The sequence below is a fragment of the Agrobacterium larrymoorei genome (assembly GCF_030819275.1).
In the GTDB taxonomy this organism is placed as follows: Bacteria; Pseudomonadota; Alphaproteobacteria; order Rhizobiales; family Rhizobiaceae; genus Agrobacterium; species Agrobacterium larrymoorei_B.
Genome location: NZ_JAUTBL010000002.1, coordinates 1,385,626 through 1,404,181 on the forward strand (window position 1 = coordinate 1,385,626; position 18,556 = coordinate 1,404,181).

Consider the following 18,556-nt stretch of genomic DNA (forward strand, 5'->3'; position numbering starts at 1 on the left):
TAAAGAGCAGTGCTCAAATTTAGTGCAAGGGTGTCGATCCTATCGTTAAGCCTCATAGAAGTGCAGCGATCGGTGAAAAGGGGAACAGGTGACGGAAACGGTTGCGTCTGGGGCTTTGCCCCTCTTGTCCGTGCGCCAGCTGACCAAGCTGTTTGGAACATTCGCCGCATGCAATGCGATCGATCTGGATATTGCGCCGGGTGAAATACATGCTCTTTTGGGCGAGAACGGCGCGGGTAAATCCACTCTGGTCAAGATGCTCTTTGGCGTTCTTGAGCCGACAAGTGGCGATATTGTCTGGAACGGCAATTCAGTAAGAATCGGGTCGCCGGGAGAAGCCCGCAAGCTGGGCGTCGGCATGGTATTCCAGCATTTTTCCCTTTTCGAAGCTTTGACGGTCGCGGAAAATATTGCGCTTTCGCTCGATCCCAAGATTTCCCTGAAGGAGATTGCAAGGGAGGCCGAGACGCTCTCCAAGGCCTATGGCCTGCCGCTCGATCCTTACGCCCATGTTGCCGATCTTTCCGTGGGCGAGCGTCAGCGCATCGAGATCGTTCGTGCTCTGTTGCAGAACCCAAAGCTTATCATTCTGGATGAACCGACCTCTGTGCTGACACCGCAGGAAGCGGACCGCCTGTTCGAGACGCTGGAGAAGCTGAAGGCAGAAGGCCGGTCGGTGCTTTATATCAGCCACCGTCTGGAAGAGGTGCAGCGCATCTGCGACCGCGCCACTGTGCTACGTCACGGCAAGGTCACGGGAGCCTGCGATCCACGCCAGGAAACGCCTGCTTCTCTGGCGCGCATGATGGTCGGCTCCGATGTCGCAGGCATCCAGCGTGACGACGAATGTACCATTGGCGATGTCGCGGTCGAGATCATCGGTCTCTCTGTTCCGGCCCGCACGCCCTTTGCCGTATCCCTCAAGAACATCGCCATGAAGGTTCGCGCGGGCGAGGTTCTGGCCATCGCGGGGATTGCTGGCAATGGCCAGGGCGAGTTGTTCGATGCTCTCTCCGGCGAGTATCCCGTCTCAAAGGACGACACGATTTTCCTGCGCGGCAAGCCCGTCGGTCGCACGGGCATCAATGGACGCCGGTTGTTGGGCGCAGGCTTCGTGCCGGAAGAGCGCCACGGCCATGCCGCCGTACCCAATATGAGCCTGTCCGACAATCTTTTGTTGGCGCGCTGTCGCTCCGATAGAAAGGCATTTCTGAGCGGCGGCTTTCTGAATGTGGTGCGTCATTCTGTCATCAAGAACGCTGCCAAGCGTATCTCCGAGAAAATGGACGTGCGTAAAAGTGGGGACGATCCGCTTGCCGGTTCGCTCTCCGGCGGCAATCTGCAGAAATTCATCGTGGGTCGTGAACTCGATCGGCAGCCATCTGTGCTGGTCGTCAATCAGCCGACATGGGGTGTGGATGCGGGGGCGGCCAGCCGTATTCGCCAGGCACTGGTCGATATGGCGAAGGCAGGTTCGGCGGTCATCGTCATCAGCCAGGATCTGGACGAAATCTTCGAGGTTGCATCGAGCATTGCCGTTATTTCCGACGGTCACTTGTCCAACGCCTACCCGGCAAAGGAGATGACGCGTGAGAAGATCGGCCTGTTGATGGGTGGCGTACACACAGGTAACACAGGACAGGCAGGGCATACGGAGCAGGTCGTTCATGCGCATTGAACTGGAAAAACGCGCAGGGGTCTCCAAGCTCTTTGCCATTCTCTCGCCGCTCCTGGCTCTGGCGCTGACGCTTATCGTCGGTGCGATCATCTTTGCAGCGCTCGGCAAAGAGCCCATCGGTGCGCTCTACAGCTTCTTCATCGAGCCGTTGCTGGAAGTCTGGTCGTTGCATGAACTTGCCGTCAAGGCAGCGCCGCTGATCCTGATCGCGGTCGGGCTTGCCATCTGCTATCGGTCGAACAACTGGAATATCGGCGCGGAAGGTCAGTTCACCATCGGCGCGATCACCGGCTCCATCCTGCCTGTCCTGAACCCCGATTGGCAGTCGCCGATGATCCTGCCGCTGATGCTCATCATGGGGGCAGCAGGCGGTGCGCTCTATGCGGGTATTCCGGCGCTATTGAAGACACGGTTCAACACCAATGAGATCCTGACCAGCCTCATGCTGGTCTATGTCGCCCAACTGTTCCTGGATTGGCTGGTGCGCGGTATCTGGCGCGATCCGCAGGGTTACAATTTTCCGCAGACCAAGCCTTTCAACGAAAGCGCGGTCCTGCCTGAACTGCTCGAGTCAGGCCGTGCCCATTGGGGCGTCGTCTTTGCGCTGGTCGCCGCCATCGCGCTCTGGTTCATGATGCGCTACATGCTGAAGGGCTTCGAGGTTACCGTGCTCGGCCAATCGGAGCGGGCAGGGCGCTTTGCCGGCTTCTCGTCTCGCGGCATGGTCTGGTTTTCGCTGCTCCTTTCCGGTGCGCTCGCGGGCCTTGCTGGCATCTCGGAAGTGTCCGGCTCCATCGGGCATCTCCAGCCGTCGATTTCGCCGGGCTATGGCTTTACCGCCATCATCGTCGCGTTTCTCGGCAGGTTGAATCCACTCGGCATTATCGCTTCGGGGCTGGTTCTATCGCTGACCTATCTCGGTGGCGAGGCGGTGCAGATGTCGCTGCAGATATCCGACAAGGTCGTGCGTGTGTTCCAGGGTCTATTGCTCTTCTTCGTCCTGTCCTGCGATACGCTGATCCTCTACAAAATCCGCATCCGTTGGTCGCGAAGCGCCAACCGTGAAGGAGCCGCATGATGGATATGTTTCAGGCGATCCTTCTGACAGTCATTACCGCCGCTACGCCGCTGGTCATTGCCGCCCTTGGTGAGCTGGTCACCGAGCGCGCCGGTGTCCTCAATCTCGGTGTCGAAGGCATGATCGTCATCGGTGCGGTCTGCGCCTTCGCCGCTGCCCATATGAGCGGGTCTCCCTATATCGGCATTCTGGCTGGCATTGCTGCGGGCGCGGTCTTCTCGCTGCTCTTCGGCTTCCTGACCCTCACCCTTGTGACCAACCAAGTGGCGACCGGCCTTGCGCTTACCATTCTCGGGCTTGGCGTCTCCGGCATGTTAGGGGAAAGCTTCGTGGGTGTGCCCGGTGTCAAGCTGCCGAACATCGTGTTTCCAGTGCTCTCGGATATTCCCTTCATCGGCCCGATCCTCTTCCGCCAGGATCTGATCTTCTACATCTCGATTGCGCTGGTCTTCGGTATCAGCTGGTTTCTGTTCAAAAGCCGCACCGGACTCAAAATTCGCGCGATCGGTGACAGCCATTCGTCAGCCCATGCGCTCGGCATCAACGTTATCCGCACGCGCTACCTCGCGGTGATGTTCGGCGGCGCCTGTGCGGGTCTGGCTGGCGCGCAGCTCTCGCTCGTCTACACGCCGCAATGGGTGGAGAATATGTCTGCCGGTCGTGGCTGGATTGCGCTGGCACTCGTCGTCTTCGCGTCCTGGCGGCCGTGGCGTGTTCTTGCCGGGGGCTATCTCTTCGGTGCGGTCACGATCGGCCAGCTGCATGCGCAGGCTTTTGGTATCGGCGTGCCGTCCCAGCTCCTTTCAGCGCTTCCTTATGTAGCAACTATTGTGGTGTTGATTATCATCTCCCATAATCGGCGCACCACGCTGATCAATACACCGGCATCGCTCGGCAAACCGTTCGTGCCGGATCGCTAAAAATCCGAAAGTCATGCCTAACCAAGCAGGGGTAAAAATGAAAAGACTCATTATCGCATTGGCCGCGTCCGCCGCGGCGATTATCGGCGTTGTTCCGGCCGCACAGGCCGCCGACGCCAAGAAAGTCTGCTTCGTCTATGTCGGCACGCGCACGGACGGCGGCTGGACGCAGGCGCATGATATCGGCCGTCAGGAATTGCAGAAGCATTTCGGCGACAAGATCGAGACGCCGTTCCTTGAAAGTGTTCCAGAAGGCCCGGATGCCGAGCGCGCAATCGAGCGTATGGCCCGTTCCGGCTGCGACTTGATTTTCACCACGTCGTTCGGCTTCATGGATGCGACCGTCAAGGTTGCGCAGAAGTTCCCGAAGGTGAAGTTCGAACACGCAACCGGTTTCAAGACGGCGGCGAATCTGGCGACCTACAACTCCCGTTTCTATGAAGGCCGTTACATTCAGGGCCAGATCGCTGCGAAGATGTCGCAGAAGGGCGTCGCCGGTTACATCGCGTCCTTCCCGATCCCGGAAGTTGTGATGGGCATCGATTCCTTCCTGCTTGGCGCGCGCTCCGTCAACCCTGACTTCAAGGTCAAGGTCGTTTGGGCGAACACCTGGTTCGACCCCGGCAAGGAAGCCGATGCGGCCAAGGCTCTGATCGACCAGGGCGTCGATATCCTGACGCAGCACACTGACACCACAGCGCCGATGCAGGTTGCTGCAGAACGCGGCATCAAGGCCTTCGGCCAGGCCTCCGACATGATCAAGGCGGGACCCAACACGCAGCTGACGGCGATCGTCGACACCTGGGGTGCCTATTACATCAAGCGCACACAGGCGCTTCTTGATGGCACATGGAAATCCGAGTCGGTTTGGGACGGTCTGAAAGACGGCATCCTGACGATGGCGCCTTACACAAACATGCCTGACGACGTGAAGAAGATGGCTGAGGATACCGAAGCCAAGATCAAGTCCGGCGAGCTTCACCCCTTTACAGGTCCTGTGAAAAAGCAGGATGGCACCGAGTGGCTGAAGGCTGGCGAAAAGGCTGAAGACGGCGTTCTGCTCGGTTTGAACTTCTATGTCGAAGGCGTCGACGACAAGCTGCCGCAATAAGTCTGAGATCTTAAATTCGGAAGGGCGTGCAATTCGTTGCGCGCCCTTTTTTGCTGAAGTTCGTTCAGCCTCGAAGCAAATGCTGGAAAAGCAAAAGCCCGTCGATGGAGCGACGGGCTTTTCCATGCCTTTACCGCGCATGTTGTTGCTGCGGGTCGGACAGGATCGTTATCAGAAGACTGCGAGATACTTCAGCAGCGAGATAATACCGATGATGATCACGATGACCTGAGCGATCTGCTTTGCGCCGCCGCCCACTGGCAGACGAGCGATGAGCCACAGCACGAGTACGATGACCAGAAAGGTGATCAGAATGCTGACTAGCGTCGAGGTAACCATATGTCCCAGCTCCTATTTCCGTTTCATTGAACGGTCCGATCACCGTTGCGTGAGTAAAAGCCGCAATTTATAATTTGGTTCCATTGTGCAAAATGAATTTGCGGGAAATGGAGATTGGGAGCAGGCGTGAGCGAGCTACGGGTGAAGAAGCGGTACGTGGGCGCGACAGCCCTTTTGGGACGCAACGGCCATCCGCAGATTGAGACACCGACAGGCGGACATATGTCTGTGGTGACAGCGGCGTCCGATCCAGGCTTCAATCCGCTCGACCTCCTATATTCCTCGCTTGCCGCCTGCCTGGTCTTGAGCGCGCGTATCGCCGCAAGCCGCATGGGGGTGCTCGACAGGTTCGAGGCTGTTGAGGCGACGGTGACAGGCGAGAAATCCGATGGGGAACCCGCCCGCATTCTCCGTTTCGACATGGGGCTGACGATCACCGGTGATTTCGATGAGGCGACGAAGCACGCAATCGCTCATGAGGCGGAAAGAATCTGCACCGTCAGCAACACCTTGCGCGGTGAGGCGGAATTTCATCTGGATATTATTTGATCTTTGATGATGGCGCAGGACATCACTCAGCGCTGGGACTTTTCCCACTTGCGGATGAGCCGGTCGCGCTTGAGTTTTGATAGCCGTTTGATCCAGAAGACACCATCGAGCTGATCGATCTCATGCTGGATGCAGATCGCATGGAAATCATCCGCTGTCTCTTCTTGTTCACCACCTGCCAAATTGCGAAACCGCACCGTCACCTGGCGGGGACGTTCCACTTCTTCTGTCAAACCCGGCATGGAAACGCTGCCTTCGATATGGCGTATTGTCTCGGTGGACGTTCGGACGATCTCAGGGTTGATGTAGGTCAGGATCTTGCCGGGTTGCAGTTCCAGTACGAAAATCCTCTGAAGGACACCGATATGTGCTGCTGTGATGCCGACGCCAGGCGCGGCCCGCATGGTATCGACAAGGTCCTGCTGTAAGGCGGCAAGGTCTGGACCAAACGTTGTCACTGGCTCGCACAGAGTTGCCAGGGCAGATGATGGGTATCGGATGAGGGTGCGAACGGTCATGGCGTCTCTGAATTTGAAAGTGACGATTTCATCAAAGCTTGGGATGCGGTTGCCGCCAGCGCTTGGGCCTCTTCGGTCAATGCCACGAAGGTCCGCTGTGTTCTGGTCTCGCGCCGGACGATGCGGAGCATCGTGTCAGACAGCGCGTTGACCTCCCGTAACACCAGAGCATGAGCCATACCAAGCTTGTTGGAAAGACTGCGGCTGTCGCTGCCGATACCCATATGGACGGCGACAATGATGGCCGCACCTGTCGGCTGAAGTCCGGCAGGCGCGATTCTGAGGAACTCTTCCACTGCCGTCATGAAGCGTGTGGAAGCGTCGTCCTCATCCATTATGCCGTCTCGTTTTCGCCACGTAGTCGGACCGACACGAGCACGGATTTGGAAGTGGGGGTGAAGCTGCCTTCGCCATAACTATGCAGCGGCACAAGAACATTGAGCTCAGGATAATAACCACCGACGCTGCCCTGCGGAATGTTATAGGGCACCAGACGGAAGTTCCTCGCGACGCGTTCGACACCATCGCCATATTCGCCGATCACATCCACGCGCTGCTTGGCACGGGCGCCGAGCTTTTCCATGTCATTCGGGTTCATGAAGATGACTTGACGTTCACCGTACACACCACGGTAGCGGTCATCCAGGCCGTAGATCGTGGTGTTGTACTGGTCGTGACTGCGGAAGGTCTGCAACACGAAAAGACCGTCTTTCGATAGGGCTTCTTGATGCTCGGTCATCTCCGGCAGTGGGCCGGTGAAGAAGACCGCTTTCTTCTCTGGCGTGTGCCATTCCCGCTCGGCTGCGGCGTTGCGCAGGTGGAAGCCGCGCGGCACCCGAACACGTTCATTGAATTGCTGGAACCCTGGAATGACCCGTTCGATCATGTCTCGGATCAAATTGTAATCATCGGCAAGGGCGGTCCAGTTGACGCGGTCACTGCCAAGCGTGGCTTCCGCAATCCCGGCAATGATGGCAATTTCGGAACGCAGTTCGGGCGAGGCCGGCTCATTGATACCGCCCGAACCATGGACCATGCTCATCGAATCCTCCACCGTCACGATCTGAGGCGTGCCTGAGGAGTTGCGATCAATCTCGGTGCGGCCAAGGCAGGGTAGAATGAAGGAGGTCTCTCCGGGTACAAGATGGGAGTGGTTAAGCTTGGTTGCGATGTTGACGGTCAGCTTCTGCTTTTTGAAAGCTTCGATGATCAACGGGCTGTCGGGCGTGGCGCGCAGGAAGTTGCCGCCAAGCGCGATGAAAGCTTGCGCCTTTCCATCCAGCATGGCGCTGATCGCTTCCACGGTGTTGTGTCCGCGGTTGCGCGGCATCGCCACGCCGACTTCCTTTTCCAGCGCATCGAGGAGGGCAGGCGGTGCCTTCTCGTCGATGCCGACGGTGCGATCGCCCTGAACGTTGGAATGGCCGCGAACCGGGCAGAGGCCGGCACCTGGGCGCCCGACATTGCCCCGCAGCAGCATGAGATTGGTGATCTCGCGAACGATGATGACGGAGTGCTTGTGTTGCGTCACCCCCATCGCCCAGGTGGCAATGACGGAGTTGGCATTCATATAGATGGAGGCCGCTTCCTCGATCTCTTCGCGTGTGAGACCCGATTGGTCAAGAATGGTCTCCCAGCTCGTTGCATCCACGGCAGCGCGGTACGCCTCGAACTCCAAGACATGGCTGGCGATGAAGTCGTAGTCGATGATGGCGGGCTTGCCCTCGGCACGCGCCGCTTCATCGGCCGCGAACACCACCTTGCTGATGCCGCGAATGGCAGCCATGTCGCCGCCCTGGCGGGGCTGGTAGTAGTTGGTGGCAATCTTCGTGTTGCCGCCGGTGATCATTTCCAGCTTGTCCTGCGGGTCGCTGAAACGCTGCAGGCCTTTTTCCTTGATGGGATTGAAGACAGCGATACGCGCGCCGCGGAGAGCCGCCCGCCTCAAATCGCCTAGCATGCGGGGATGGTTGGTGCCGGGGTTCTGGCCGATGACGAAAATCGCATCGGTCTTCTCGAAATCTTCCAGAAGAACGGTCCCCTTGCCTACACCGATCGAGGCTTTAAGACCGACGCCGCTCGCCTCATGACACATATTGGAGCAGTCGGGGAAATTGTTGGTCCCATAGAGGCGAACCATCAGCTGATAAAGGAAAGCAGCTTCGTTGGAGGCCCGCCCGGACGTGTAGAACTCGGCGCGATCCGGGCTATCAAGACCGCGCAAAATAGCGCCGATCTCTTGGAAGGCCAAGGCCCACGAAACAGGCATATATCGGTCGGTCGCGCGATCGTAGCGCAGAGGGTTCGTCAGGCGGCCCTGCTTTTCCAGCTCGTAATCCGACCACTGGCTAAGCGTGGAGACAGTATGCTCGGCAAAAAACTCCGGAGGAACGCGCGCTTCTGTCGCTTCCCAGGAAACGGCCTTCACACCGTTTTCGCAAAACTCGAAGGATGAGCCATGCTCCGGGTCGCCCCAGGCACAGCCAGGACAATCGAAACCATTGGGTTGATTTGTTTTGAGAAGCGTCTTCACATTGGAGAGAGGTGCGCCGGATTCCAGCAGGCGCTTGCCCACGCTCTTCAGCGCGCCCCAGCCGCCAGCCGCGGATGAAGGCTTGCCGATGAAATCCATCTTGCCCATGGTACCGTCTCTCCTTGATGATCTTGTCTCGATCGGTGCCAAAACAGACTCACCCGATCCTTAGTTTGCGCTGCAGCATAACTGTTCAGATAGGCGCTTCCCTAGCATATATCAATTCTATCCGTTGCGCGGATGCGCGTTTCGCTTTCCCAATGGCGACACCATGCCCGCGCATCGACGACATGGAGACCTCTGCCCATACCCGTGATTATGGAAAGCAAGATGATGAAACCAGTTCTTGCCTAACGGGTTGTTGACATTGTTGTTTTAAACGACAATCTCCAGCCCGTTACAAAGCAGGCCAATGACCGGACAAGGGGGCGCAAGTTGACACAAGCCGACCACGATCATCCCGCAACGGAAGAGGCCAAGCGTCCGGAAGTCATGGCGGACATCTACGCTGAAGATGGCTCGATCCGGTCCGATTTTCTCGCAATGGTCGGTGCTGCAATCGCCGATCGCGATGTGCTGTTTCTGCGTGAAAATGTAGCACGCTTGCATGAATCCGAACTGGGCGACCTGCTGGAGTCGATCCAGCCGGAGCAACGTCACGCCTTGGTGCGCCTGCTGGGCACCGATTTCGACATGACCGCGCTGACCGAGGTGGATGAAGCAATCCGTCTCGATATCGTCGAGCAGATGCCGAACGAGCAGATCGCTGCCGGTATCGGCGAACTCGATTCGGACGACGCGGTCTACATTCTGGAAGACCTCGACCGCGAGGATCGCGAAGACATCCTTTCGCAGATGCCCTTCACCGAACGTGTGAGGCTGATGCGAGCTCTGGACTATCCGGAAAGCTCTGCCGGTCGCCGTATGCAGACCGAGTTCGTCGCCGTGCCGCCGTTCTGGACAGTTGGCCAGACGATTGACTACCTGCGTGAAGAGGAGGAACTGCCTGAATCCTTCTCTCAGATTTTCGTCATCGATCCCACCTTCAAGCTCGTCGGCGCGCTCGATCTCGATCGGCTGCTGCGCTCAAAGCGGCAGGTGAAGATCGAAACCATCATGCATGAGACAAACCATCCCATTCCGGCGGAGATGGATCAGGAAGAGGCAGCCCAGCTCTTCGAGCAATACGACCTTTTGTCCGCGGCCGTCGTGGACAACAACGGTCGCCTCGTCGGCGTGCTGACCATCGATGACGTGGTGGACGTCATTCAGGAAGAGGCGGAGGAGGACTTGCTTCGCCTCGGCGGTGTCGGCGATGAAGAATTGTCCGACAGCATCGCAAGCACATCCAAATCCCGCGTGCCATGGCTTGGGATCAACCTGATGACGGCCTTCCTCGCAGCCTCTGTGATCGAACTCTTCGACGCCACCATCCAGCAGGTCGTGGCGCTCGCCATCCTGATGCCAATCGTGGCAGGCATGGGGGGGAACGCGGGATCGCAGACCATGACTGTCTCGGTACGTGCGCTCGCCACCAAGAACCTCGATATCCATAATGCGGCGCGCATTATTCGCCGTGAGGCGGGCGTCGGGCTTTTGAACGGCGCGCTCTTCGGCTGCGCCATCGGCATCATCGCCGGCATCTGGTTTCACGATGCGAACATTGGCGGCATCATCGCAACCGCCATGCTGATCAACATGCTTGCCGCTGCTCTGGCCGGTATTCTTATTCCGTTGTTTCTTGATAAGTTCGGTGCTGATCCGGCAGTTTCGTCTGCCGTCTTCGTTACCGCAGTGACGGATATCGTGGGCTTCTTCTCGTTTTTAGGCCTGGCAACCTGGTGGTTCGGCATATCCAGGTAACGATCGAAAATTGACTTTTACGTGAAGGTCAAACATAATGTCCGTTAGCCAGAATCGGACAAAGCCTTGAATAAGTATTATAGCATCACGGAACTCACGCGCGAATTCGGTGTATCCACCCGCACTCTTCGTTTCTATGAAGACGAAGGGTTGATCCATCCGGAACGCCGTGGACGCACGCGCCTGTTCCGCGCCGCGGATCGCAGGCTTATTCAGGAAATTCTCCGAGGTCGCCGCATCGGCTTCACCATCGCCGAAATCCGTGAAATCATTCAGGTTTACAAGGAGCCGCCCGGTGAGTCCGGTCAGCTTGAACTTCTGATGAAGAAGGTCGATGAAAAGCGCGCCGACCTCCGCCAGAAGCGCCGCGATATCGAAGAGACCTTGGCGGAACTCGATAATGTCGAGGAAGCGTGTCTGACGCGTCTCGCCGAAATCGGCGTGGGTACGTAACGGCCTCATCCGCGCCAGTCGGTGCGGATCTTTCCGATCGTGCCAGTCTCGATGTTGAGGCCTAACAGCCGTCCGCCTGATCGATCCTCCACAATCCGCACAATTTCGAGATGATCGTCTTACCCCGACATGCTGAGTGGCGAGCGGGAGCAGAAGACGTTGTCGGTTATTGAAGCCGGTGAGTACTGAAACTCTCATCCACAGAGTGGCTGAGCGTCGCAATGGCCAACGTCACCATCCGAATGTTGTCGCCGACTGCCTTCGAATTTGAACTCGCTACGGACTACTGTACCTCCGCCGAGCATTGTGCCGCGACGTCTCTGATCTTGCTCTGCTGCTCGACACTGGCTGTATTCGCCATCATCGCGTCGAAGACATTTTCGCTGTGCAGCTTCTCCAAGGTGCAACCGCAAAAGCTCTGGCAGAGATCCAAGTTGTTTTGGGTCTGCATGCAGCTTGCTTCGCAACTCTTCTTGTAAGCTTCCACCTGATCGACAGGAGGCGGCGGGAAAGTGATCGATGCCAGATAGACGAGCCCGATCAGCACCGGCTGGTGAATAAGGTAAAAGGACAGGCTGTGCCGACCGAAGAAGGCCAGCAGATTGCGCTTACCGCTAGGCTTTCGGAAACGATCCAGCCATCCGCGCGGCACAGCGATTTGTGCGACACCAAGACCGACGAGGAACGGCGCGAGAAATGGTAATACGGGCACGTAGTCGTTGGAGCGGGGAGGCGCTGTGGCAAATCCGATCCAGGACAGCCAGATCGAGTTGAAGGCATCCGACGAGAAATAGATCGGCGCAAGGAAGGCCAAAACAGCCACGACCAGCGTCACCAAGGCAGGCAATCTCAGGAAGATAAGACCGATCAGGCTCGCCACCGCGATATTGTGCAGGATGCCGAAGAATATCCAGCCACCAGGGACGGCGATATATGTCGCGACCGAAATCAGCAACGCGGCGCCAGCGACCATCGCAAATCGCTTACCGAAGGCTGGCCAATTTATCCCCTTGCGGTGGGCCAGAAACAGGCTGAAACCCGCGAGAAACAGAAACGAACTGGCAATCGCCCGCGCATAGAGACGCCACAAACCTTCGGTCGGCGTTTCCGGCGGGATATAGCCGAACATGGCAAGATCCCAGGTGAAGTGGTAGCTTGCCATGGCGATCAGCGCGATCCCGCGCCACGTGTCGAGAAAGCCGATGCGGCCAGACTTGGTAACCGTCGCGGTTGCCTCATTCATTCTGTGATTTCCTTCGCAACGGTGAGGTGGCTTTGCCTGCGCTTCGCCCACAAAGTGGGGCGATTTCATGACAGGCGATTAATGATCGTCCATGATCGCGAGACGCGCTTCTGAGGAGAATTGGCGTCTCAGCAGCGCGACAATGATGATGACGGTCATGACGATGAACACATAGGCATTGATGAACCAGCCGAGATAGCCGATCGACAGGAAGAAGGTGCGAAGCCCGTCGTTGAAATTCTTTGCTGCGATGACATTCATGCGAATGACGTTCTCCGCCGCTCGCTCGGCTGCTTTTCGATCGGCATTTGCCTCATGCACCATCGGCATTCCGCCGAAGAGAATGGTGCAGTAGTTGAACAGCCGATACGACCAGCCGAACTTGAAGAAGGCGTAGCCGAAAAGACAGGTCAGCCCGATAACCTTCAACTCGAAAGCGGTCCGGCCGCCATAATAAACGAACGGCATGTCGCGAAACACCGATTCGACCCTATCGGTAGCGCCGAGAAGCGCGAAGCAGCCGCCGATCGCGAAGATGGAAGTCGATGCGAAGAAAGCCGTGCCATTCTGGAGGCCTGCCATGATCTGTGTATCGATCATCTTCAGATCGCGCGTCAGCGAATTATAGATCCACCGTCTGCGGCGGTCGGCCATGGCTTGATTGAGGCTGGTTCTGCCAAAGGGCGATCGGGCGGTCGTGATGTAGGCATAGGACACCCAGAGAACCAGGAATATGACGAACGCGATGTAATCCATTGTCGTCATGTCGGTCTCGCCCTCAACCCGCTGCTCGTCTTTTCCGTCAGGTGAATACCCGGAGTGTTTTCGAAGGTTGTCATACCAAGAAATAAGTTCAAGGCAATCGAGACATGTCGGCGGAAAAATCCGAACCATTTCAGTGCGCGCTAACCATCCGGTAAGCTTATACCGTTAGACAGATCGGCGAGGCTCCGGAGCGGGTATTGAGTACGGGGCCTCTTCTTATGCACCGGGTCATCCCAAGGGCGGAAAGCGTGTCTCTCGCGACGTCTTCTTCTTGCGAAATTTGACAACAGCCACATCGCATCCTACCTTCAGTTCAGCGATCCGACGCTTTCCCCATGAAAGCAGATGTTGACTTGACCGCACAGGGCGGAGGGACATCATACTTTCATGACGGTTACCGCGACGATCCAGCATGATCGACCGGGAGAACGCCTCCATATCTACGAATCGTTCTCTTTTCATGTCTGGCGCCTCAAGGCTTTCGGCACAGTCCGAACTGGCGATCGGATCGCTCTCAACTCTTTCTCTCCCTGCAGGTTCCGAATGAGCGAGATATCTCGTGTCGTGCTGGTGCTCGGTGGCGCACGCTCTGGCAAATCCGCTTTCGCTGAACGGTTGGCGCTCTCGTCTCAGGGTGTCGCTCACTACGTGGCGACAGGCCGCGCCTGGGACGAGGAGATGAAATCTCGCATCGCCAGCCATCGTCTTCAGCGCGGGGATCAATGGATCACGCATGAGGAACCGTTAAATCTGGTAGAGACCCTGAAACGCCTTGATGACGCCTCCAATACCATCCTCGTTGATTGCCTGACCCTTTGGGTCACGAACCTGATGATGGAGGAGGGGCTAGACGTTGAGGCGGCGTTTCAGCCACTGGTCGACCATGTGACGAAAGCCAAATCAAAGATCGTCTTCGTTTCCAACGAGGTAGGCCTTGGCATCGTGCCCGAGAATCGCATGGCGCGAGATTTTCGCGATCACGCTGGCCGGCTGCATCAGAGGATCGCTGCCGTCGCGTCGGAAGTCTATTTCATCGCGGCCGGGTTGCCTTTGAAGATGAAAGGGTAGGTTGCCCGTCGCTCGCCCGGGTTGGCTTCGTGGTCCGGTGCGGCAGTTTTAGTGTCTCCCTCAGCCTCCCACAAATCCGCCACACAGGCATCGTGATTTGCTGCGTCCGCATCGTCCTGATGCCGACTGCCTGATGCGATTTTCATCCGATCAAATCGACCCGGAGTCAGCAGCAAATGTCATCCTTCGCCTTCAAAGCCCTTATCTGCAACCTTGCCATATCCATGTCCGGGCAAGCCCTTGCCGCGCAGGCGAGTTGGCCGGATACGCCTGTCAGCCGTCTCGCGGCGCTGGCCACCGTGCAGGACCTGAGTATCCAACTGCTCAGCCAGGACAGCGCGACATTGACGCTGGAGCATTGGTGCGCCGACCATAAGCTTGCCGAACCCGCGAAAATTTCAGCCATCCGCCTCAAGGACACGAAGACAGCGCCGGATGAGGTACGCCGCCAATTGAACGTTTCCGGTTCCGACCCGCTCGGTTACAGGCACGTTTTGCTGAAATGCGGCGATCTGGTGCTGTCTGAGGCCGACAATTGGTACGTGCCGGACCGGTTGACGACGGACATGAACCAGACGTTGGACACGACGGATACGCCCTTCGGCAAGGCCGTTCTGCCGCTTCATTTCCAGCGTCACACCGTGTCCTCCCAGCTAATCTGGCAGCCACTTCCAGAGCATTGGGAAATGGGACAGGTAATCACACCCGGTCACAGCACCGCATTGGATGTTCCCGAAACCCTGATCACCAATGAAGCAGTTCTGACAAAGCCGGATGGGACCCCGATCAGCTTCGTCATCGAGAACTACAAGTCCGCACTCCTGAGCTTTCCGCCGCCGTCCATCGCTCACTGATCGGGCTACCCCGCGCCGTTCTTTGACGCTGCGGTCTTGATTTGGATCAAGGCCGCTTGTCATCTCCGGTGGCAAAGCTGCAAACGACGCGAAAGCATGTTTGCCGCTTCGATCAAGGCTGCTTCGCTCCGCGTCATATCTGATGTGACGTTGGGGGAAGCCAACAATGAACTCTACTTTAGGAATAGCGATGGTGGCCGTGGGGGCCTTCCTCGCTTTGCTCGGGGCGGCCTTCGCTCACGACAATCTCTTCGCAGCCCACATGTGGGTGCTGTTCTTCGTGCTTTTGGTCGGAACGGTCGTGATGCTGCGTCGTGTCTCCTTTGCACCGGTCGATCCGGCAATTCAGGCGCGCAAGAAAACCGAATATTTCGACGATGTGATCCGTTACGGCGTGATCGCCACGGTTTTCTGGGGCGTGGTCGGCTTTCTGGTGGGCGTCATCGTCGCGCTCCAGCTTGCCTATCCGAACCTCAACATCCAGCCATGGTTCAATTTCGGCCGCGTTCGCCCGCTGCACACCTCCGCCGTCATCTTTGCCTTTGGCGGAAATGCGCTGATCGCGACCTCCTTCTATGTGGTGCAGCGCACCTGTCGCGCGCGTCTGTTTGGTAGCGATCTCGGCTGGTTCGTTTTCTGGGGCTACAATCTCTTCATCGTCATGGCGGCGACCGGCTATCTGCTCGGCATCACGCAGGGCAGGGAATACGCCGAGCCGGAGTGGTATGTCGATATCTGGCTAACCATCGTATGGGTGGCCTATCTGATCACCTTCCTCGGCACCATCTTCGTGCGCAAGGAGCCGCATATCTATGTGGCGAACTGGTTCTACCTGGCCTTCATCGTCACCATCGCAATGCTTCATATCGTCAACAATCTGGCCGTGCCGGTGTCGTTCCTCGGCGTGAAAAGCTATTCGGCATTCTCGGGCGTCCAGGATGCGCTGACGCAATGGTGGTATGGCCACAATGCCGTCGGCTTCTTCCTGACCGCGGGCTTCCTCGGGATGATGTACTACTTCATTCCCAAGCAGGTGAACCGCCCGGTCTATTCCTACCGCCTGTCGATCATCCACTTCTGGGCGCTGATCTTCATGTATATCTGGGCCGGTCCACACCACCTGCATTACACAGCACTTCCCGACTGGGCGCAGACGCTCGGCATGGTGTTCTCGATCATGCTGTGGATGCCTTCATGGGGCGGCATGATCAATGGTCTCATGACGCTTTCCGGCGCCTGGGACAAGCTGCGCACCGACCCGATCCTGCGCATGATGATCATGGCGGTTGCCTTTTACGGCATGGCGACCTTCGAAGGGCCGATGATGTCGATCAAGGCCGTCAATTCGCTCAGCCACTACACGGACTGGACCATCGGCCACGTGCATTCAGGTGCACTGGGATGGAATGGCATGATCACTTTCGGCGCAGTCTACTTCCTGGTTCCAAAACTGTGGCATCGCGAACGGCTTTATAGCCTGGCCCTGGTCAACTGGCACTTCTGGCTCGCCACGCTCGGTATCGTCGTCTACGCGGCTTCCATGTGGGTTGCCGGCATCCAGCAGGGCCTGATGTGGCGTGAATATGATGCGCAGGGCTTCCTCGTTTATTCCTTCGCGGAAACCGTGGCTGCCATGTTCCCATACTATCTGCTGCGCGCAATGGGCGGCCTGCTGTTCCTGAGTGGCGCAATCGTCATGGCCTACAACATCACCAGAACCATTCTCGGCCATAGGCGCGAAGAGAATACCGGTACGGCGGCGGCTCCCAAGCTGCAACCGGCCGAGTAAGGAGATCGATCATGTCTATCCTTGATAAACACGGCATCATCGAGCGCAACGCCACCTTGCTTCTCGTCGGATCGCTGGCAGTCGTCTCGATTGGCGGCATCGTGGAAATCGCGCCACTTTTCTATCTCGAAAACACGATCGAGAAGGTAGAGGGCATGCGGCCTTACTCGCCGCTGGAGCTCGCCGGGCGCAACATCTACATCCGCGAAGGATGCTACGTCTGCCACAGCCAGATGATCCGCCCCTTCCGTGATGAGGTGGAACGCTACGGTCATTACAGTCTGGCTGCGGAAAGCATGTACGACCACCCGTTCCAATGGGGCTCCAAGAGAACGGGACCGGATCTGGCGCGCGTGGGTGATCGCTATTCGAACGAATGGCATGTCCAGCATCTGAGTAATCCGCGCTCCGTCGTGCCGGAATCGGTCATGCCAAGCTACGCCTTTCTGAAGACGACACCGCTGCAGGTGACGAACGTGGCGATGGATCTGAAGGCAAACCGCGCGGTCGGCGTGCCCTATAGCGACGACATGTTGCAGAAAGCCGAGGCTGACATGAAGGCGCAGGCCGATCCGAATGCCGACACGACCGGCCTGGAGGCACGTTATCCCAAGGCAAAGATCGGGGATTTCGACGGCGATCCGACGAAGCTGACCGAAATGGACGCGCTCGTCGCCTATTTGCAGATGCTTGGCACGTTGGTCGATTTTTCGACCTACGACGACGCTGCCGGCTACCGATAGGAGGAGGGTCAGATGGAAACCTATACCGCCATGCGCCACTTTGCCGATAGCTGGGGCCTGCTTGTCATGACGCTGTTCTTCTTCTGCGTCGTCCTCTTCACCTTGCGTCCGGGCGGCGGAAAGGCTGCCAACGACGCCGCCAAGATTCCTCTCAAGGAGGATTGATATCATGTCGGACAAACACATAGACCAGATCAGCGGCGTCGAAACCACCGGCCACGAATGGGACGGCATTCGAGAGCTGAACAACCCCATGCCCCGCTGGTGGGTCTGGACCTTCTACGCCACCATCGTCTGGGCGATCGGTTACACAATCGCTTTCCCGGCATGGCCCCTGATAAGCGGCGCGACGCAGGGCGTTCTCGGCTGGAGCAGCCGCGCCACCGTGGCGACCGAGATGGCCGATGCGAGGGCGGCCCAGACCACCTATCTGGACAAGATCGCATCTTCTTCGCTGGAGGAAATCCAGGCCGATAGCGACCTCATGCAGTTCGCTGTTGCCGGTGGAGCCGCCGCCTTCAAGGTCAACTGCGTCCAGTGTCACGGCTCTGGTGCGGAAGGCGGTAACGGCTATCCCAACCTGAACGACGACGATTGGCTGTGGGGCGGTAAGGCCGACGATATCTACACAACCATCACCCACGGCATCCGCTTCAACGAGGACCCGGAGACACGGGTCTCGGAGATGCCGGCCTTTGCTGACGTGCTGAAGAGCGACGAAATCCGTCAGGTCGCAGCCTATGTCGTAAGCCTTACCGGAACCCCGCATGATCCGGCAATGATAGAGCCGGGCAAGCAAATCTTTGCCGATAACTGTGCCTCTTGCCACGGTGAGGATGCCAGGGGCAACCGCGATATGGGCGCGCCAAACCTCGCTGACGCCATCTGGCTGAAGGCACATGGCGAGGAGGGCATTGTCGCGCAGATCCGAGGACCAAAACATGGTGTCATGCCCGCCTGGGGCGAGCGTCTGGGTGATACCACCGTCAAGCAACTGGCGCTCTTTGTCCACTCCCTGGGGGGTGGTGAATAGCGCGACTTAAAGGCAATCG

At 57.8% G+C, this 18,556-nt stretch carries 19 protein-coding genes; 13 read left to right on the forward strand and 6 right to left on the reverse strand.

Annotated elements, in window-relative coordinates; translation table 11 throughout:
• The first annotated feature begins 88 nt into the window (after positions 1 to 88).
• The 4 genes from QE408_RS15405 to QE408_RS15420 are packed head-to-tail and all read left to right on the forward strand — an operon-like array spanning position 89 to position 4,787.
• The gene (locus QE408_RS15405; protein WP_306932626.1) at positions 89 to 1,678 is read left to right on the forward strand and encodes an ABC transporter ATP-binding protein; all 1,590 of its coding nucleotides are present in this window, start codon (positions 89 to 91) and stop codon (positions 1,676 to 1,678) included.
• Positions 1,668 to 2,756 carry an ABC transporter permease gene (locus QE408_RS15410; protein ID WP_306932628.1) on the forward strand — a complete coding sequence of 363 codons (1,089 nt, stop codon included), beginning with the start codon at positions 1,668 to 1,670 and terminating at the stop codon, positions 2,754 to 2,756. The genes QE408_RS15405 and QE408_RS15410 overlap by 11 nt, the downstream gene beginning before the upstream one ends.
• Entirely contained in the window at positions 2,756 to 3,676 is a 921-nt protein-coding gene (locus QE408_RS15415) for an ABC transporter permease (RefSeq protein WP_306934816.1), read from the forward strand. Before QE408_RS15410 ends, QE408_RS15415 begins: the two co-directional genes overlap by 1 nt.
• Positions 3,677 to 3,713: 37 nt before the next feature.
• Positions 3,714 to 4,787: a BMP family ABC transporter substrate-binding protein gene (locus QE408_RS15420; protein WP_306932629.1), complete on the forward strand. Its 1,074-nt coding sequence runs from the start codon at positions 3,714 to 3,716 to the stop codon at positions 4,785 to 4,787.
• A 171-nt stretch (positions 4,788 to 4,958) separates the two neighbouring features.
• On the opposite strand, the gene QE408_RS15425 is transcribed toward QE408_RS15420, so the two are convergent.
• Entirely contained in the window at positions 4,959 to 5,126 is a 168-nt protein-coding gene (locus tag QE408_RS15425; RefSeq protein WP_003502827.1) for a Thivi_2564 family membrane protein, read from the reverse strand.
• A gap of 126 nt (positions 5,127 to 5,252) precedes the next feature.
• On the opposite strand from QE408_RS15425, the gene QE408_RS15430 reads away from it, so the two are divergent.
• Positions 5,253 to 5,675 (forward strand): OsmC family protein, encoded by a 423-nt coding sequence (locus tag QE408_RS15430; protein WP_306932686.1) that lies wholly within the window; start codon positions 5,253 to 5,255, stop codon positions 5,673 to 5,675.
• 26 nt (positions 5,676 to 5,701) lie between these two features.
• Here QE408_RS15430 and QE408_RS15435 read toward each other — a convergent pair whose 3' ends face one another.
• The 3 genes from QE408_RS15435 to QE408_RS15445 are packed head-to-tail and all read right to left on the reverse strand — an operon-like array spanning position 5,702 to position 8,834.
• Complete coding sequence (locus QE408_RS15435; protein ID WP_306932687.1) at positions 5,702 to 6,193, reverse strand: peptide deformylase; 492 nt, start codon at positions 6,191 to 6,193, stop codon at positions 5,702 to 5,704.
• Positions 6,190 to 6,528, reverse strand: a complete 339-nt coding sequence (locus QE408_RS15440) for a hypothetical protein (RefSeq protein ID WP_306932688.1) — start codon at positions 6,526 to 6,528, stop codon at positions 6,190 to 6,192. Before QE408_RS15440 ends, QE408_RS15435 begins: the two co-directional genes overlap by 4 nt.
• Positions 6,528 to 8,834, reverse strand: a complete 2,307-nt coding sequence (locus QE408_RS15445; RefSeq protein WP_306932689.1) for an FdhF/YdeP family oxidoreductase — start codon at positions 8,832 to 8,834, stop codon at positions 6,528 to 6,530. The genes QE408_RS15440 and QE408_RS15445 overlap by 1 nt, the downstream gene beginning before the upstream one ends.
• A gap of 384 nt (positions 8,835 to 9,218) precedes the next feature.
• On the opposite strand from QE408_RS15445, the gene mgtE reads away from it, so the two are divergent.
• Together mgtE and QE408_RS15455 are read left to right on the forward strand one after the other, a co-directional pair.
• Complete coding sequence (gene mgtE, locus QE408_RS15450; protein ID WP_306934817.1) at positions 9,219 to 10,589, forward strand: magnesium transporter; 1,371 nt, start codon at positions 9,219 to 9,221, stop codon at positions 10,587 to 10,589.
• Between the two features lie 66 nt (positions 10,590 to 10,655).
• Positions 10,656 to 11,042, forward strand: a complete 387-nt coding sequence (locus QE408_RS15455) for a MerR family transcriptional regulator (RefSeq protein ID WP_062426111.1) — start codon at positions 10,656 to 10,658, stop codon at positions 11,040 to 11,042.
• 283 nt (positions 11,043 to 11,325) lie between these two features.
• On the opposite strand, the gene QE408_RS15460 is transcribed toward QE408_RS15455, so the two are convergent.
• Together QE408_RS15460 and QE408_RS15465 are read right to left on the reverse strand one after the other, a co-directional pair.
• On the reverse strand, positions 11,326 to 12,285 hold the full coding sequence (locus QE408_RS15460) for a DUF1624 domain-containing protein (RefSeq protein ID WP_306932693.1): 960 nt from the start codon (positions 12,283 to 12,285) through the stop codon (positions 11,326 to 11,328).
• A gap of 78 nt (positions 12,286 to 12,363) precedes the next feature.
• The gene (locus QE408_RS15465; RefSeq protein WP_306932695.1) at positions 12,364 to 13,050 is read right to left on the reverse strand and encodes a DUF599 domain-containing protein; all 687 of its coding nucleotides are present in this window, start codon (positions 13,048 to 13,050) and stop codon (positions 12,364 to 12,366) included.
• Between the two features lie 543 nt (positions 13,051 to 13,593).
• On the opposite strand from QE408_RS15465, the gene cobU reads away from it, so the two are divergent.
• The 6 genes from cobU (at position 13,594) to ccoP (ending at position 18,537) form a co-directional block, all read left to right on the forward strand.
• A complete protein-coding gene (cobU, locus tag QE408_RS15470; protein WP_306932697.1) occupies positions 13,594 to 14,118 on the forward strand; it encodes a bifunctional adenosylcobinamide kinase/adenosylcobinamide-phosphate guanylyltransferase in 525 nt (174 codons plus the stop codon).
• Positions 14,119 to 14,294: 176 nt separating this feature from the next.
• The gene (locus tag QE408_RS15475; RefSeq protein ID WP_306932699.1) at positions 14,295 to 14,972 is read left to right on the forward strand and encodes a hypothetical protein; all 678 of its coding nucleotides are present in this window, start codon (positions 14,295 to 14,297) and stop codon (positions 14,970 to 14,972) included.
• A gap of 166 nt (positions 14,973 to 15,138) precedes the next feature.
• Positions 15,139 to 16,761 carry a cytochrome-c oxidase, cbb3-type subunit I gene (gene ccoN, locus QE408_RS15480; protein WP_306932701.1) on the forward strand — a complete coding sequence of 541 codons (1,623 nt, stop codon included), beginning with the start codon at positions 15,139 to 15,141 and terminating at the stop codon, positions 16,759 to 16,761.
• A gap of 11 nt (positions 16,762 to 16,772) precedes the next feature.
• Complete coding sequence (gene ccoO / locus QE408_RS15485; protein ID WP_306932703.1) at positions 16,773 to 17,504, forward strand: cytochrome-c oxidase, cbb3-type subunit II; 732 nt, start codon at positions 16,773 to 16,775, stop codon at positions 17,502 to 17,504.
• 12 nt (positions 17,505 to 17,516) lie between these two features.
• Positions 17,517 to 17,669, forward strand: coding sequence for a cbb3-type cytochrome c oxidase subunit 3 (locus tag QE408_RS15490; RefSeq protein ID WP_306932705.1), 153 nt, complete (start codon positions 17,517 to 17,519; stop codon positions 17,667 to 17,669).
• Positions 17,670 to 17,673: 4 nt separating this feature from the next.
• Positions 17,674 to 18,537 carry a cytochrome-c oxidase, cbb3-type subunit III gene (ccoP, locus tag QE408_RS15495; RefSeq protein ID WP_306932706.1) on the forward strand — a complete coding sequence of 288 codons (864 nt, stop codon included), beginning with the start codon at positions 17,674 to 17,676 and terminating at the stop codon, positions 18,535 to 18,537.
• Positions 18,538 to 18,556: the final 19 nt, after the last annotated feature.

Bases quoted from the DNA above. Each gene is read 5' to 3' on its own strand.
- QE408_RS15440 (WP_306932688.1), bottom strand. From the start codon at position 6,528: ATGGATGAGGACGACGCTTCCACACGCTTCATGACGGCAGTGGAAGAG.
- ccoN (WP_306932701.1), top strand. From the start codon at position 15,139: ATGAACTCTACTTTAGGAATAGCGATGGTGGCCGTGGGGGCCTTCCTC.
- ccoP (WP_306932706.1), top strand. From the start codon at position 17,674: ATGTCGGACAAACACATAGACCAGATCAGCGGCGTCGAAACCACCGGC.
- cobU (WP_306932697.1), top strand. From the start codon at position 13,594: ATGAGCGAGATATCTCGTGTCGTGCTGGTGCTCGGTGGCGCACGCTCT.
- QE408_RS15425 (WP_003502827.1), bottom strand. From the start codon at position 5,126: ATGGTTACCTCGACGCTAGTCAGCATTCTGATCACCTTTCTGGTCATC.
- QE408_RS15460 (WP_306932693.1), bottom strand. From the start codon at position 12,285: ATGAATGAGGCAACCGCGACGGTTACCAAGTCTGGCCGCATCGGCTTT.
- QE408_RS15445 (WP_306932689.1), bottom strand. From the start codon at position 8,834: ATGGGCAAGATGGATTTCATCGGCAAGCCTTCATCCGCGGCTGGCGGC.
- QE408_RS15465 (WP_306932695.1), bottom strand. From the start codon at position 13,050: ATGACGACAATGGATTACATCGCGTTCGTCATATTCCTGGTTCTCTGG.
- mgtE (WP_306934817.1), top strand. From the start codon at position 9,219: ATGGCGGACATCTACGCTGAAGATGGCTCGATCCGGTCCGATTTTCTC.
- QE408_RS15435 (WP_306932687.1), bottom strand. From the start codon at position 6,193: ATGACCGTTCGCACCCTCATCCGATACCCATCATCTGCCCTGGCAACT.
- QE408_RS15415 (WP_306934816.1), top strand. From the start codon at position 2,756: ATGGATATGTTTCAGGCGATCCTTCTGACAGTCATTACCGCCGCTACG.
- QE408_RS15410 (WP_306932628.1), top strand. From the start codon at position 1,668: ATGCGCATTGAACTGGAAAAACGCGCAGGGGTCTCCAAGCTCTTTGCC.
- QE408_RS15475 (WP_306932699.1), top strand. From the start codon at position 14,295: ATGTCATCCTTCGCCTTCAAAGCCCTTATCTGCAACCTTGCCATATCC.
- ccoO (WP_306932703.1), top strand. From the start codon at position 16,773: ATGTCTATCCTTGATAAACACGGCATCATCGAGCGCAACGCCACCTTG.
- QE408_RS15490 (WP_306932705.1), top strand. From the start codon at position 17,517: ATGGAAACCTATACCGCCATGCGCCACTTTGCCGATAGCTGGGGCCTG.
- QE408_RS15420 (WP_306932629.1), top strand. From the start codon at position 3,714: ATGAAAAGACTCATTATCGCATTGGCCGCGTCCGCCGCGGCGATTATC.